The 14,101-nt window shown below is 63.9% G+C and carries 15 protein-coding genes; 9 read left to right on the forward strand and 6 right to left on the reverse strand.

The window, feature by feature from the left end:
* Window positions 1-49: 49 nt before the first annotated feature.
* The 4 genes from trxA to NG898_RS15530 all read left to right on the forward strand — a co-directional run bounded on the left by trxA (window position 50) and on the right by NG898_RS15530 (window position 2,488).
* A complete protein-coding gene (gene trxA / locus NG898_RS15515; RefSeq protein ID WP_252693231.1) occupies window positions 50-895 on the forward strand; it encodes a thioredoxin in 846 nt (281 codons plus the stop codon).
* A gap of 9 nt (window positions 896-904) precedes the next feature.
* A complete protein-coding gene (locus tag NG898_RS15520; protein WP_252693233.1) occupies window positions 905-1,570 on the forward strand; it encodes a DsbA family protein in 666 nt (221 codons plus the stop codon).
* 80 nt (window positions 1,571-1,650) lie between these two features.
* A complete protein-coding gene (locus NG898_RS15525) occupies window positions 1,651-2,067 on the forward strand; it encodes a bacteriohemerythrin (protein WP_252693235.1) in 417 nt (138 codons plus the stop codon).
* A 97-nt stretch (window positions 2,068-2,164) separates the two neighbouring features.
* On the forward strand, window positions 2,165-2,488 hold the full coding sequence (locus NG898_RS15530; RefSeq protein WP_252693237.1) for a thioredoxin family protein: 324 nt from the start codon (window positions 2,165-2,167) through the stop codon (window positions 2,486-2,488).
* A 16-nt stretch (window positions 2,489-2,504) separates the two neighbouring features.
* Here NG898_RS15530 and tcdA read toward each other — a convergent pair whose 3' ends face one another.
* The gene (gene tcdA / locus NG898_RS15535) at window positions 2,505-3,407 is read right to left on the reverse strand and encodes a tRNA cyclic N6-threonylcarbamoyladenosine(37) synthase TcdA (protein WP_252693238.1); all 903 of its coding nucleotides are present in this window, start codon (window positions 3,405-3,407) and stop codon (window positions 2,505-2,507) included.
* An 81-nt stretch (window positions 3,408-3,488) separates the two neighbouring features.
* On the opposite strand from tcdA, the gene NG898_RS15540 reads away from it, so the two are divergent.
* Window positions 3,489-5,774, forward strand: coding sequence for an AsmA family protein (locus NG898_RS15540; RefSeq protein WP_252693240.1), 2,286 nt, complete (start codon window positions 3,489-3,491; stop codon window positions 5,772-5,774).
* A 22-nt stretch (window positions 5,775-5,796) separates the two neighbouring features.
* Here the strand turns inward: NG898_RS15540 and NG898_RS15545 are convergent, their stop codons facing one another.
* Genes NG898_RS15545 through NG898_RS15555 form a run of 3 tightly spaced genes read right to left on the reverse strand, consistent with a single transcriptional unit; the run spans window position 5,797 to window position 9,189 of the window.
* Window positions 5,797-7,080 carry a cytochrome c gene (locus NG898_RS15545; RefSeq protein ID WP_252693242.1) on the reverse strand — a complete coding sequence of 428 codons (1,284 nt, stop codon included), beginning with the start codon at window positions 7,078-7,080 and terminating at the stop codon, window positions 5,797-5,799.
* Window position 7,081: 1 nt separating this feature from the next.
* On the reverse strand, window positions 7,082-8,704 hold the full coding sequence (locus NG898_RS15550) for a GMC family oxidoreductase (protein ID WP_252693243.1): 1,623 nt from the start codon (window positions 8,702-8,704) through the stop codon (window positions 7,082-7,084).
* A complete protein-coding gene (locus tag NG898_RS15555) occupies window positions 8,704-9,189 on the reverse strand; it encodes a sorbitol dehydrogenase family protein (protein WP_252693246.1) in 486 nt (161 codons plus the stop codon). The genes NG898_RS15550 and NG898_RS15555 overlap by 1 nt, the downstream gene beginning before the upstream one ends.
* Window positions 9,190-9,393: 204 nt before the next feature.
* On the opposite strand from NG898_RS15555, the gene pdxH reads away from it, so the two are divergent.
* The 3 genes from pdxH to NG898_RS15570 all read left to right on the forward strand — a co-directional run bounded on the left by pdxH (window position 9,394) and on the right by NG898_RS15570 (window position 12,539).
* A complete protein-coding gene (gene pdxH, locus NG898_RS15560) occupies window positions 9,394-10,032 on the forward strand; it encodes a pyridoxamine 5'-phosphate oxidase (RefSeq protein ID WP_252693248.1) in 639 nt (212 codons plus the stop codon).
* Window positions 10,033-10,228: 196 nt separating this feature from the next.
* Window positions 10,229-11,449, forward strand: a complete 1,221-nt coding sequence (locus tag NG898_RS15565; RefSeq protein WP_252693249.1) for an SAM-dependent methyltransferase — start codon at window positions 10,229-10,231, stop codon at window positions 11,447-11,449.
* A gap of 4 nt (window positions 11,450-11,453) precedes the next feature.
* Entirely contained in the window at window positions 11,454-12,539 is a 1,086-nt protein-coding gene (locus NG898_RS15570) for a DUF72 domain-containing protein (protein WP_252693251.1), read from the forward strand.
* A gap of 15 nt (window positions 12,540-12,554) precedes the next feature.
* On the opposite strand, the gene msrA is transcribed toward NG898_RS15570, so the two are convergent.
* On the reverse strand, window positions 12,555-13,115 hold the full coding sequence (msrA, locus tag NG898_RS15575; RefSeq protein ID WP_252693253.1) for a peptide-methionine (S)-S-oxide reductase MsrA: 561 nt from the start codon (window positions 13,113-13,115) through the stop codon (window positions 12,555-12,557).
* A gap of 181 nt (window positions 13,116-13,296) precedes the next feature.
* Here msrA and NG898_RS15580 point away from each other — a divergent pair, with 181 nt between their 5' ends.
* Window positions 13,297-13,875, forward strand: a complete 579-nt coding sequence (locus NG898_RS15580; protein WP_252693255.1) for a flavin reductase family protein — start codon at window positions 13,297-13,299, stop codon at window positions 13,873-13,875.
* A 12-nt stretch (window positions 13,876-13,887) separates the two neighbouring features.
* On the opposite strand, the gene NG898_RS15585 is transcribed toward NG898_RS15580, so the two are convergent.
* The gene (locus tag NG898_RS15585; RefSeq protein ID WP_092971742.1) at window positions 13,888-14,094 is read right to left on the reverse strand and encodes a DUF3079 domain-containing protein; all 207 of its coding nucleotides are present in this window, start codon (window positions 14,092-14,094) and stop codon (window positions 13,888-13,890) included.
* Window positions 14,095-14,101 lie beyond the last annotated feature (7 nt).

Here is a 14,101-nt window from a genome sequence, read left to right on the forward strand (position 1 = left end):
CTCGCCGGTGTATGGACCGGCGCCATTGCCCCTCAGGAGAATCCCGACGATGAGTGACATCACCTCGCAGAATTTCGCGCAGGAAGTGATCGAAACCTCTCGCCAAATCCCAGTGCTGGTGGATTTTTGGGCGCCATGGTGCGGTCCGTGCCGCACATTGGGCCCGATGCTGGAAAAGCTGGAAGCCGAGTACGCCGGCAAGTGGAAGCTCGCCAAGATCAACTCGGACGAAAACCCGGAGCTTTCCGCCCAGTTCCACGTGCGCAGCATCCCGTATGTGGTGGCATTCGTGGATGGGAAGCCCGTTGACCAGTTCGTCGGCGTCTTGCCCGAAGCGCAATTGCGCGCATTCCTGGACCGCGTGATTCCGCAACCCGCAGAAATCGCCTACCGCGAAGGGCTGGCCGCGAGCCAGGCCGGCGAAACCGCCCACGCGCGCGAAGCGTTTCAGAACGCGCTGGCATTCGACCCGGGCTTCGATGCTGCCCGCTTTGAACTGGTGAACCTGTTGCTGGACAGCGGCGACGCGCATGCCGCACAGGACGAATTTGCATTGCTTTCGCCCAAGGCGCCGCAAGACGAGCGCTATGCCCCGCTGGAAACACGGCTGAAGGCCACTGAGCGGGCCGACACGCTGCCCGATGCCGGCGCCCTGCGCACGGTCGTGGAAGCGGAGCCCGGCAATCTGCAGGCGCGGCTCGATCTGGCGCAACAGTACATCGCCGGCCAGGATTACGAAGCGGCCCTGGAGCAATTGCTCGCCATCGTTGAGCGGGATCGCTCATTCCGTGATGACGTCGCCCGCAAGACGATGGTTTCGGTATTCGACATGATGCGCGACGCGCCGCAAGCGGTATCGCACTGGCGCCGGCAACTGGCGTCCAAACTGAATTGAGGAGCCGCCATGCGACTGATCTACGTAGCCGATCCGATGTGTTCCTGGTGCTACGGCTTCGGCCCGCAGTTGGCTGACCTGCGCAAGCGGTTGGCCGACACCCTCGGCGCGCCGGTGCCCGTGACGCTCATCACCGGCGGCCTGCGCCCCGGCCAGCGCGAACCGATGGCCGCAGACAAGCGCGACGAAATCCTGCACCACTGGCATGCCGTGGCCGAACGCAGCGGCATGCCGTTCGACCAGTCGCCCGAGGTGGCCATGCGCCGCGACGGCTTCGTCTACGACACCGAACCCGCCTGCCGCGCCGTCGTCATGGCGCGCGAGCACTGGGCCGAAGACGACGAACGCGTGCTCACCGTCTTCCATGCCATCCAGCACGCTTTCTACGCCGAAGGCCGCGACACCACGCAAGCCGACGTGCTGCGCGACATTGCACTCGCCAATGGCGTTGAGGCGGCACACTTCGATGCCGTGTTCGACACGGACGCGTTGCGCGATGAAACGCGCGAAGACTTCCGCCTGTCGCGCCGCTGGGGCATCACCGGCTTTCCCAGCCTGCTGGCCGAACAGGGCGGCACGCTGTATCAGATTGGGCGTGGCTATGCGCCGTCGGTGGCGCTGTACACGCGGGCGGTAGAAGTGCTGCAGCAGCATCCCGCGGCGGACGCCGGCTAACACGTTTGCCCGACGTCAAACTGTGGCGAGGTGGCCGTCGCTTAAGCTGACCGCCTTGCCCATCCAATTCCTCACCTGCCATGCCCGTGATCGAATGGTCTGAGGCGCTCCAACTCGGAGACGCCGCCACCGACGCCAACCACGCCGAATTCTGTGCGCTGCTCAACGCCATTGCCGACGCTTCGGACGCTGAATTCATCCCCGCACTCGACGCCTTCATCGACCACACCGAGCACCATTTCGGTGAGGAAAACGCGTGGATGGACGCCGCGGATTTCCCCCCGCGTCACTGTCACCGCGGCGAGCACGACAACGTGCTGGCGCTGTGCCGCGAAGTGCGCAAGCGCGCCGCTGCGGGCGAAATGGAGTTGGGCCGCCGGCTGGTGGCGGAGTTGCCCGCCTGGTTTGCCCAGCATGTCGACGTGATGGACCGCATGATGACGACGTATCTGGCGCAAATGGGCAATTCGGTGCGCAACATCGAGCACGTCGGCTGAACGCAGGTTGTCGACCGGCGGTCTGCTGCCTAGAGTCAAAGTGGCCCTGCCCGCTGGCCTTCGATGCGCGGGCGTCCACTCCACGCTGGGAGCGCCCATGAAGATCGTCAACGAAGCCTCGTTTCAATCCGATGTGATCGACGCCTCGCAACGCAACCCGGTGGTGGTGTGCTTTGCTGCAGAGTGGAGCCACCCGAGCCAATCCGCCGTAGCAAGCCTCGAACAGATGGAATCAAGCTACGCCGGACGCGCCACATTCGTCACCATGGATTTCGACGAGAACCAGCACACCGCCGATCGATACGGCGTGTCGGTCATGCCTGGTTTTGTGGTCTTTTCCGGTAGCCAACCGCGCGACGGGTGGTCGGGCGTGTACGCCGACACCATCCGCGAGAAGCTAGATCAGGTGATCCCGCGATAAAGCAGCACGCACGCCGTCAAACGTCGGCGATCGCACGCAGCGCCGTTGACGCGGCCACCATCCCGAACACCGCCGTCACGCATACGGACGAACCAAAGCCCGCGCATGCCAGGCCTTGCGGCCCCTGCGCAGGCTGCGGAGCGGGCGGCGCATTGACCACGGCAATGTCCCCAGCCGCTGCAAGATCGTCGATGCCGGCGTGGCTGGACTCGACCGGCAACTCGACGGCGCACGCCTGCTGCTCGGCCTCGGGATAGCGCAACGGCTCGTCCGAGAAGACTGCATCGATACCGAAGCGTGACTTCGGGTTTTTCGAAAAGCCATGCTGGCGCCGCAGGTTGCCGCGCACCTTGGCGAGCAGCGGGTCTTGAATCGTGCGCGAGAGGTCTGTCACGCGAATGCGTGTCGGATCCAGTTGCCCGCCTGCGGCGCCACACGTCACCACGCGTTTGCCCGTGCGTTTGCAGAACGCGATGATGGCCGTCTTCACCTTCACCGCATCGATCGCGTCGATCACGTAATCAAACGGGTGGCCGAGCAATGCCTCGACGTTCTCGATCGTCACGAAATCATCAATGCGGCTGATCTCGGCGCGCGGATTGATCTGCAGGATGCGCTCGGCCATGGCGTCGACCTTGGCCATGCCATAGGCGTCGCCCAGCGCGTGGATCTGTCGGTTGGTATTGGACACCGCGATGTGATCGAGGTCGATCAGCGTGAACTTGCCGACACCGCAGCGCGCCACCGCCTCGGCCACCCAAGACCCCACACCGCCGATGCCGATCACGCACACGTGCGCCGCCGCAAAACGCTCAAGCGCTTGCGGACCGTACAAACGGGCAACACCGCCAAACCGGCGTGCATATTCATCATCGAGGATGGGTGGGTGCGCAGGCGCGCTGATTGCTACTTGGCTCATGACACAATTGAATCGTGGTTGCGCCGAACTATATATCAACGTGCGCGGTCGCATTTTTGTGCCAATACCAACAAAAAGACGATGCGTACATCCGGCAAACTCGCCCTCGGACTGGTCATCACACCCGTCGTCATCGTGGCAGCGGCGGTCATCTTTGTGCTGACCTTCGACTGGAACCGCGCCAGGCCTTATCTGAATGATCGCGTCTCGCAAGCCATCGGGCGCCCCTTCGCCATCAATGGCGACCTGATGCTTACGTGGAAGAAGCCCGAAGGCGAATCCGGCTGGCGTGCGTACGTGCCCTGGCCGCGATTGATCGCCAACGACATCACCGTCGGAAACCCGGATTGGGCCAAGCAGCCGAACGTGGCCACCATCCATCAACTCACGTTTGTGCTGGAGGCGCTGCCGCTGCTGGCACACCGCATCGTCGTCCCGAGCGTGACACTGGACACGCCGGCCATCGCGCTCGAACGCGACAAGCAAAACCGCAACAACTGGACGTTCGATCTGGCGGGCAGCGAGGGCGACAACAAGAAGCCGTCGGACTGGAAACTGGACCTGCGCGAGATCGCATTCAGCAAGGGCTCGCTGGCCCTGGACGACGACATCAAGCGCATTCACCTGACTGCGACCATCGACACCGTCGACAACCAGACGTTGTACACCGCCGCCAACGGCACGGCCATCAAGAGCGAGGACCAGCCCGCCAAGGTGCCGACTGCGTCCGGCGCGACAGCATCCGATACCACCGCACAGACGCCGACCGCGCCGGATCCGCAGCAGCCTTATGGCATTGCGTGGACGGTCAAGGGCACCTACAACAACGCCGCCATCGCGGGCAGCGGCAAGGCGGGTGGCGTGCTCCGCCTGCAGGATGCGCAACGGCCCTACCCGCTGCAGGCGGACGTGACGGTCGGCAAGACACGCATTGACCTAGCCGGCACGCTCACCAACCCCGCCAGCCTGACGGCAATCGACTTACGCCTGCACTTATCGGGTGCAAGCATGGCGCAGTTGTATCCGCTGACCGGCGTGGTGCTGCCGGATACGCCACCGTTCGACACCCGCGGCCGGTTGATCGGCGAACTTCGCAAGCAAGGGTCGATGTGGCGCTACGAAAAATTCACGGGACGCGTGGGCGGTTCCGACCTGGGCGGCACGCTCACCTTTGCGATGCGCCAGCCGCGTCCGCAATTGACGGGCGAACTGGTCTCACATCAATTGCTGTTCGCTGACCTCGCGCCAATCATCGGTGCAGACTCGAACGCCAGCAAGGCCAAGCGGGCCGACCCGAGCGCGGACCCAGGTGACAGCAAAACCGTACGCCAGCCCCCCGACAAGGTACTGCCGGTCGAGCCCTTCCGCACCGATCGCTGGAACGCCATCGACGCCGACGTGAAGTTCACCGGCGAGCGCATCGTCCACACCGCAGATCTGCCGATCAACCACCTCGTTACGCACGTCAAGCTGCAGGACGCGGTGCTTACGCTCGACCCGCTCAACTTCGGCATTGCGGGCGGCACGCTTTCCTCCAACATCCAGCTCGACGGACACGTCACGCCGATGCAGGCCCGCGCAGCGCTGGCAGCGCGGCACTTCAAGATCAAGCAATTGTTCCCGAAGATCGAATCGGTGCGCGCCAGCGTGGGCGAGATCAACGGTGACGCGCGACTCTCAGCCACGGGCAACTCGGTGGCGGCGCTGCTCGGCTCATCCAACGGCGAGGTGAAGATCCTGGTGGAGCAAGGCACCATTAGCAAGTTCATCCTAGAAGCCATGGGGCTGAACGTGGGCAACGTAATCCTTACCAAGCTCTTTGGCGACAAGCAGGTCACCATCAATTGCGCGGCCGGCGACTTCGCCGTGAGCAATGGCCTGGCGCAGGCGCGCACGTTTGTGGTGGATACGCAGGATGCCGTCATCGACGTGACCGGCGCGACGAGCTTCAAGCAGGAGGCGCTGGACTTCACCATCCACCCGGATTCAAAGGGGCTACGCGTGTTTTCGCTACGCACGCCGTTGTACGTGAAAGGCACGTACAAGCATCCGGATGTGTCGGTCAACCCGGCCGTCGTTGCGCTGCGGGCGGGCGGCGCCGTGGCATTGGCGTTGACGGCGCCGGTGGCGGCAGTATTGCCGGTGCTCGAACTCAAGCCTGCACCCGAAAGCGCCTGCGGCAAGCTACTCGCCGATGTGCGCCAACGCCCGAGCGCACCGCCGCCGGGCAAGACGTATCACAGCAAGAACCCGGGCCGCACGCCGGAAGGCGATTTGAAGTCGACGCAGCCCGCCCCGGGCAAGACCGTTGCGCCCCAGCGTCCCGCAGCACCCACTTCGCGTGACCCGCTTACGACCGGCGGCTAATCCGCCGCCGGCACCATCGCCGCTACTTCGCTGAACGCCGCTTTGCGATGGCTTCCGCCGTCACCGCCGGCGTGGCCGGATCGCCAAACTGGCGCGTGACGTAGTTTGTGAGCGCGGCGAGTTGTTCGTTGGACAATTGAAGTCCGAAGGCCGGCATGCCGATGTGCTTGTCGCCCGCCTTGCGTTCAATGCCGAACAACATCACCTGCACGAGGTTGGTTGTGTCCCGCGTGCCGACCGTGGAGTTGTGCAGCAACGGCGGGTAATAGCCATCGGGCGTGCCGCGTCCATCAGCTTGGTGACACGTGGCGCAATTGCCAAGGTACAGACGCGCGGCGTCAATCGTGGTTTCGATGGGCTTGCCGCGCAGGGCGGTCACATCGGTGGCGGGCTTGCCCCAATCTTGTCGTGCGCGTTCAAGGTTATTGCTCACGGCTGGCACGGTGCGCAGGTATTCGGCGATGGACTGGACGTCCTGCATCGTCATCCGCGAAAAGCTGTGCTGCACCGCTTCGCCCATCGGCCCCGCGGCTTGTGCCACGCCGGGCACGCTGCCGGTTCGCAGGTATTGCACAAGCTGCTCGGGCTTCCACGCGCCGATGCCGCTTGTGGGGTCCGACGTGATGTTGAATGCTGTCCAGCCCGCGAGCGTTGAGCCGGACAGATAACCGCTGCCGCGCTCGTCCAGCGCCTTCTCCTGCATGGCGAGGCCGCGCGGCGTATGGCACGTGCCGCAGTGTGCGAGGCCTTGCGTAAGGTACGCACCGCGATTCCACGTCGGGGACTTGTCACCCTTCGGGGTGTACGGCTCGCTTTTGAGGAAAACGAGGTTCCACAGCTTGAGCGGCCAGCGCATGTTCAGCGGCCAGCGGATCGTGCTCGGTGGCGGATCGTTCTGCACGGCCGTCACGCCGTTGTGGAAATACGCATAGAGATCGCGCATGTCCGCATCGTTGATCTTCGCGTACGACGGATACGGCATGGCCGGATACAGGTTGTCGCCATCGTCGTCCACGCCTTTTCGCACGGCGCGCTCGAATTCTTCGTAGGTCCATTTGCCGATGCCGGTCTTCTCATCGGGCGTGATGTTGCTGCTGTAAATGGTGCCCAGCCTCGGAATCTGCATCGGCAAGCCGCCGGCAAACGGCTTGCCGCCCGGCGCCGTATGACAGGCCGCACAATCCGCCGCAATGGCGAGGTATTCGCCGCGTTTGATCTGCGCAGCGTCAGCTGGGGTGTCCTTCGCCCAGGCATTCGCCACCAGGCTGGTCAGCAACAGTAGCGAGAAAGAAGCGAGCGTTTTCATCTCACGCCTCCTTCTTCAGTTGGTCAGCAATGCGCAGCGCCAGCGCCGCGATGGTCAGCGTCACGTTGACGGTGCCCACGGTTGGCATGGTGGAACTGCTGCTGATGAACAGGTTCGGGTGGTCAAACGTCCGGCAATCCTTGTCGACCACGGAGTCTTTCGGATCGGCACCCATGATGGTTGCGCCGGTGATGTGGTTGTTGGGCGCGAAGTCGTCGTGAAATTCGACATTGGTGCCGCCCATCACCTGCGCCGCCGTCGCGTAGACCTCTCGCGTATGGACCGCGCTGCGTTTGACGTAGTCGTCGATGTGATACGTGATCTCGGGGCGCGGAATACCGATGGCATCCACTTCCGTCGCGCTCGGCACGATGCGGTTCTCGGGCTGCGGCAGGATCTCGTGAAAACTGTCGAACTGCACGTAGCGCGCAGCCTGGTCGCGGATGCGCGCATCCAGTTCGGCGGGCTTGATGAGCTTGCCTTCCTTGAAGATCCGCTGTGTCTCCTGCTCGATGCGCGAGATGTTCGACAAGTGCAGCTTCTTGCCAGCCTGCGTGGCGCGGAAAGGCCCGTCGCGAAAGCCGATCAGCGACGTCATTTCCTGCGGACCGCGCCCCGGCCATAGCTTGCGGTCGGCATAGAAGCTCACGCCGGTGCCCGGGTGGTCCATCAGGTTGCGCCCCACCATGTCGGAGCTGTTGCCCACGCCCTTCGGAAAATCCTGGCTGGTCGACATCAACATCAGCTTGGGCGTTTCGATGCCGTTGGCGGCCAGCACGAACCACTTGCCTTCCACGCGGTGCTCAGCACCTTTCGAGTCTTTGTAGCGTGCGGCCACGATGCGCTTGTTGGCGCCGACTTCGAGCTTGAAGACCACGGCGTTCTCGATCAGTCGTGCGCCGGCTTGCTCAGCTTTCTCCACATGGACGATACCGTTGTACATCGCACCGATCGGACAGATCGGCATGCAGTTGTTGTTGCCGCAGCAGGTCGGGCGGCCATCATATGGGCGGCTGTTGCGCGCCACGGGTTCGGTCACCACGTGGAAGCTCGCATCGTGCGCATTGAGCGCTTCCTTGATCGTGCGTTCATTGAACGAGAGCGGAGGCGGCGCCATGGGATACGGCTGGCTGCGCGGCGAGCCAAGGTCTTCGTCGTTCGGGCCCCATACGCCCAGGGCCGCTTCGGCCAGGCCGTAATAGCGCTCCAGATCCTGGTACTGGATCGGCCAGTCGCGCGCGATGCCGTACACGCTGCGCAGCTTGAAATCATTCGGCAAAAAGCGCCACGTCGACGCGGCCCAGTGCCACGTCGTGCCGCCCACCGCCCGGATGTATTGCGAATTGAACTGATGCTCGCCCTTGAGCACGAGGTAGTTGTTGGGTGGGCCGTATTCCGGATGCGGTGCCCAGGGCGTGGATGGATACGGCGCCATGAAATCCATCTTGTCGGCCTGGTTGCGGAAGCGCTCCACGATTTCCCAGCGCGGCAGGCGCGGACCCGCTTCGAGCATCAGCACCGACTTGCCCGCGCGCGCCAGCTCGTACGCTACCAACGCTCCGGCCACGCCGGAGCCCACCACCACGATATCGGCTTGTTGGCGAGTTTGTTCAGATTGGGCCATCAGGCTTGCCTCTCGACGGGGGGCTCGGCCCAGAAGCCGGGCTGGTTGGGGCAATACGTGCGGATGACCAGCGTGTCGGAGACCACGCTGTACATCAGCGCCTGCTCGTACGTGACGACATTTCCGTCGACCACACCCAAGTACCACGCTTCCAGAATCTGCAGCGCGGTCTTCTGCTGCGCATCGGAAAGCGAGCCCGCCGCCAACGCCTGCGCCAGTGGCCGCAATTGCGCGGCAAAGTCGGCGCTGGATTTGCCCAGCGCCGCCAGCAATCGCGTGCCGACGCCGCGATCGAGCGCCGGCCGCGCCGTCAGCGCCTGTGACAACGCCATGAACGCATCCAGCGATTCAGTCGGGGCCTGGGCGACCGCACGCAGCACCTGCGAGCCCGCCAGCCCGGCCGCAGCCAATGCCAGCGTACCCTGCAGCCACTGGCGGCGGGTCAGGCCGGCGGCGGTGTCGGGAGAATGGGAACGGGGGGCCATTTCGACATCCTGTTGAAATTTTTGTGGGGAACATGGCAGGCGGCGCCAGCCTGACGCCCTTGACTAGCCAATATAGGCGGCGCGGGACAGATCGCCAGCACCCCGCCCGAAGCGCAAACCGTGCCAGCCCTTGCGCGCGAGCAAAGGACAGCGGGCAGCGTTTGTCTATACTCGGCCCGTTCGCATGCTGCTTCCGCCACGCTCATGACCTCCATCGCCGATATCCGCACTGATTACGCCCGCGCTTCGCTCGACATCGCCGACGTCGACGCCAACCCCCTGCGCCAGTTCCGTCGCTGGTTCGACGAGGCCCTGAAGGCCGAGGTGGCTGAAGTCAACGCCATGACACTCGCCACGGTGGACCCGCACAGCCAGCCCGCTGCCCGCATCGTGCTGCTCAAGAACCTGGACGAACGCGGCTTCACCTTCTTCACCAACTACGCCAGCCACAAAGGCGAAGAACTGGCGGCCAACCCGCGCGCTGCGCTGCTGTTCCACTGGATCGGGCTGGAGCGGCAAGTGCGCATCCAGGGCATCGTCGAAAAAGTGAGCGACGCCGAGAGCGATGCCTATTACCACTCGCGCCCGCTGGGCTCCCGCCTGGGCGCCTGGGCGTCCGAACAGAGCAGCGAAGTGCCCGACCGCGCCACGCTCGAAGCCCGCGAAGCCGAGTACAGCCAGCGCTTTGGCGATGCCCCGCCGCGCCCGCCGCACTGGGGCGGCTACCGTTTGCTACCGGAGCGGCTTGAATTCTGGCAAGGCCGCCCATCGCGCCTGCACGACCGGCTGGAGTACCGCAAACAGGCAGATGGCAGCTGGACGATCGTCCGCCTCGCCCCTTAGCCGGACGGACATACGCGCAATACGTTATTGCGCATCGCGTCATGCCGGCACGGCGCTTGCTGCCAATGGGTTGGCCCGGCACGCGCCCGTAAGACCCGCACAGCACAATGGGAAAGTTTGTCGTAAGCTAATGTGATCCGTTCGGGCCGCAATCCGATGGCCGTCCCGAACATTTGCACATCAGGGAGGCGTCGACATGTTTTTCCAACAGGCGATTGACCGCAAACTCGAACAGTGGATCCAGGACATCCGCGAGTCTGCCAACCTTCCTGTACGCCTGCGGTTATGGAACGGTGACCAATATGAACTGGGCCGCTTCGAGCAGCCCCGCGTCACGCTCACCGTGCGCGAAGCGAGCGCTCTGCCGCTGCTGCTGTCCCCCACGCTCAACAACCTCGGCGAAGCGTATGTCCAGGAGAAAATCGACCTGGAGGGCAAGCTGGCCGACATCATCAACGTGAGCTACAGCCTGGCTTCAGCGGCTGCTGTCAGCAGTGGCAATGCGCTGGCCCGCGTGGTGCGCCACTTCGCCCACACGAAGGAAGGTGACAAGGAATCGATCCAGTATCACTACGACGTTTCCAACGATTTCTACAAGTTGTGGCTGGACCAGAACATGGTCTACTCCTGCGCCTACTTCGAAAACGGCGATGAGACGCTCGACGAGGCGCAGCTCAAGAAGATCGACCATATCCTCACCAAGATCCGCTTGCAGCCCGGGCAAACGCTGCTCGATATCGGCTGCGGCTGGGGCGCGCTGGTGCTGCGTGCTGCACAGAAATACGGCGCGCGCTGCCTGGGCGTAACGCTGTCGCAAAACCAGTACGAGCTCGCCACCGAACGCGTGCGGGCGGCGGGCTTGCAAGACCAGATCGAAATCCGCATCCAGGATTACCGCGATCTCACAGGCCAGTTCGATCGCATTACGAGCGTCGGCATGTTCGAGCACGTCGGTCGCAAGAACCTGCCCGGGTATTTCCGTCGCATGCACGATCTGTTGGCCGACGACGGCATCGCCATGAACCACGGCATCACGTCGTCGGACTCGGCCGGCGGTGAAAGCGCGATGGGCGGCGGCGATTTCATCGATCGCTACGTCTTTCCGCAAGGTGAACTGCCGCACATCTCGCTGGCATTGAGCGCCGCGCAGGATGGCGGCCTGGAAGCGCTTGACGTTGAAAGCCTGCGCCGCCACTATGCGCGCACGCTCGAGCACTGGGCCGAGCGGTTCGAGACCAACGGCGAGACCATCCGCGCAATGGTGGGCGAGAAAAAATACCGTATCTGGCGCGTCTACCTGGCCGGCTGCGCACACGCCTTCGACGCCGACGAAATCTCGATCTTCCAGACCGTGCTGCAGAAGGCCGGCAAGTCGGCGACGTCGATCCCGTGGTCGCGCCGCTATATCTACGCGTAACCAGTTGACCGCCAGTTCCCCCATCGACGATCTGTTCGGCGCGCCACCCGCAATCACCGACGGCGCGGCCGCCGAACCAGTCAAGTCCGCACCGAAAACCAAACGTTCCCCCACCCGCCAGGGCGTGCTGCCCGCCACGGTCGCACCCGAAGTGGCCGAGCTCGCCCAGCGCTTGCCGCGCGGGCTGCGCATTGGGACGTCATCGTGGTCGTATCCGGGGTGGGACGGGCTGGTATATGCCGGCGAATATTCCGAATCCATGCTCGCGCGCAAGGGCTTGGCGGCTTATGCCCAACACCCGTTGCTGCGCACGGTCAGCATCGATCGCGGTTTCTATTCGCCGATCCCCTTGGCGGACTACGTCGCTTACGCGGCCAGCGTGCCGGAAGATTTCCGCTTTGCGGTCAAGGCCACCTCTGCCGTATGCGACGCGTGGATTCGGGAATCGGATGGACGCGGGCGCATGGCCAATCCCGCCTTCCTGAATGCTGAATTTGCGATCCGCGATTTTGTCGAGCCGGCCACCCGCGGGCTCGGGACGCGATGCGGGCCGCTGGTGTTTCAGCTTTCGCCGCTGGGCGCGCTGGCCGAAGATGCAGCCGGTTTTGTGGAAAGGCTTGAGACGTTCCTGGCCGCGTTGCCGCCGCTCGATCCGCAACTCAATCCCGATGCCGTCTACGCGGTGGAATTGCGCGACGCCACGCTGCTCACGCCACGCTTGATCAAGATGCTGCGCGCAGCAGGCGTGCGTTATTGCGTCGGCCTGCATGAGCGGATGCCGGCTGTGGACCGGCAAGCCGCTGCCGTTGCATTGCTGGATGAAGGCGCGGGCGGCCCATTGGTGGTGCGCTGGAACCTGAACAGTCGCTATCGCTACGCGCAAGCCGAAGCGGCGTACAAACCGTTCAACAAGCTCGTCGATGAAGACCCGTTCTCGCGCGAGACGTTGGCCGACATGGCGGTCGCCGCGCTGGCGGCCGGGCGCAAGGTGACGATCCTGGTCAGCAATAAGGCTGAAGGGTCGTCCCCGTTGTCGTGCATCAAGCTGGCCGAGGCCATCGCCGCGCGCCTGCCGGCAGACGCAGCGTAGCCTCGGCGCCCTCTCCTAGCCCTGCAAGCGGTGCGCGAACTGCTTGCGGAACTTCGCCACCTTGGGCGAGATCACGAACGCGCAATAGCCCTGGGCCGGGTGGTCGCGGAAGTAGTTCTGGTGCTCGTCTTCCGCGCGCCAGAAGGTCACCCTGCCGTCAGCGGCATCCACCAACTCCGTCACGATGGGCGCTTCAAAGATGTCACTGGCGCCGAGTTCTGCAATGGCCGTGCGCGCCGTCGCCAATTGCTCGGGCGTTTGCGCAAAGATGGCTGAACGGTATTGCGGACCGACATCGTTGCCCTGGCGATCCACGGTGGTCGGGTCGTGGATGGCAAAGAAGATGTCGAGAATCTCGCGATACGGAATCACGGCCGGATCGAACTTCACGGCCACCACTTCGGCATGGCCGGTGTTGCCATTGCATACGGCACGGTAACTTGGGCGATCGACATGGCCGCCGGCATAGCCGGACACCACGCTTTGCACGCCTTGCACCTGCTGGAACACGGCCTCCAGGCACCAGAAACAGCCTCCGCCCAGAACGGCGGTCTCAAGGGCGCGTTGTTCAGTCATTCGGATTCTCCTGCGGTTGATTGGGCTGCCATTGGTCGGCCGAAAGCACGAATCCTGACACAGGCACCGCCATGTGGCCGCAGAATCATGCAAAGCCCTACCCCGGCGCGGCCTATCGGGCGTCCGTTACAATTGAGCATTACTTTCGGTAGTTTTCATGGATCAACACGGAGCCATTCCCATGGATACGCGCGCCCCGGAATCTTTCGCGCGCGAAGCGTCGGCACATCGACGCCCACATGGCCACGCCACCCCGCCCGATTTTGACGCCGCGCACTTCCGGCATGCACTGTCCCAGTTTGCCACTGGCGTGACGGTAGTCACCACGCGCTCGGAAGGTCGACCAGGTACGCCAGCGTTTGTCGGCGTAACGGCCAGCTCGTTCAATTCGGTGTCGCTCGACCCGCCGCTGGTGCTGTGGAGCCTGGGCACGCAGGCGAATTCATTTCCGCTGTTCCACGCCGGGTCGCACTACGTCATCAATATCCTGGCAGCTGAGCAGCTGGACCTGTGCAAGCGCTTCGCCACGCTCAAGGGCGACCGCTTTGCCAACATCGATTACCGCCTGAGCCCGACCGGCCTGCCGATCCTCGCGCAATCACTGGCATGGTTCGAGTGCCATAACCGCAGCCGATATGACGAGGGCGACCACGTCATCTTCGTGGGTGAAGTCGAGCGCTGCGGCGTGATCGACGCGGACGGCGCACCGCTGGTGTTCCATCGCGGCGCGTTTTCGTCTCTCACACGCATCGGCGACTGACACGCCGCCACATCACGTGGAAGTGGCTGCCTTGGGCGGCGCTTCCGCGTCGATGCCCCAATCTCCGAATTCATACCAGTCGTCGCCCAGCAGTTCAGCAGGGTGCTGCGTGCGGCCCGAGCCGTTGCCGCAGCCCAGGGCGTCGGTGGAGCAATACTTGTCGCAGCCCCAGCAGATGCGCTCGGGGTGCACAGGATGCAGCGGAAACTTCTTGGCCATGGCCCGC

The sequence above is a fragment of the Ralstonia mojiangensis genome (assembly GCF_023955645.1).
Classification (GTDB): Bacteria; Pseudomonadota; Gammaproteobacteria; order Burkholderiales; family Burkholderiaceae; genus Ralstonia; species Ralstonia mojiangensis.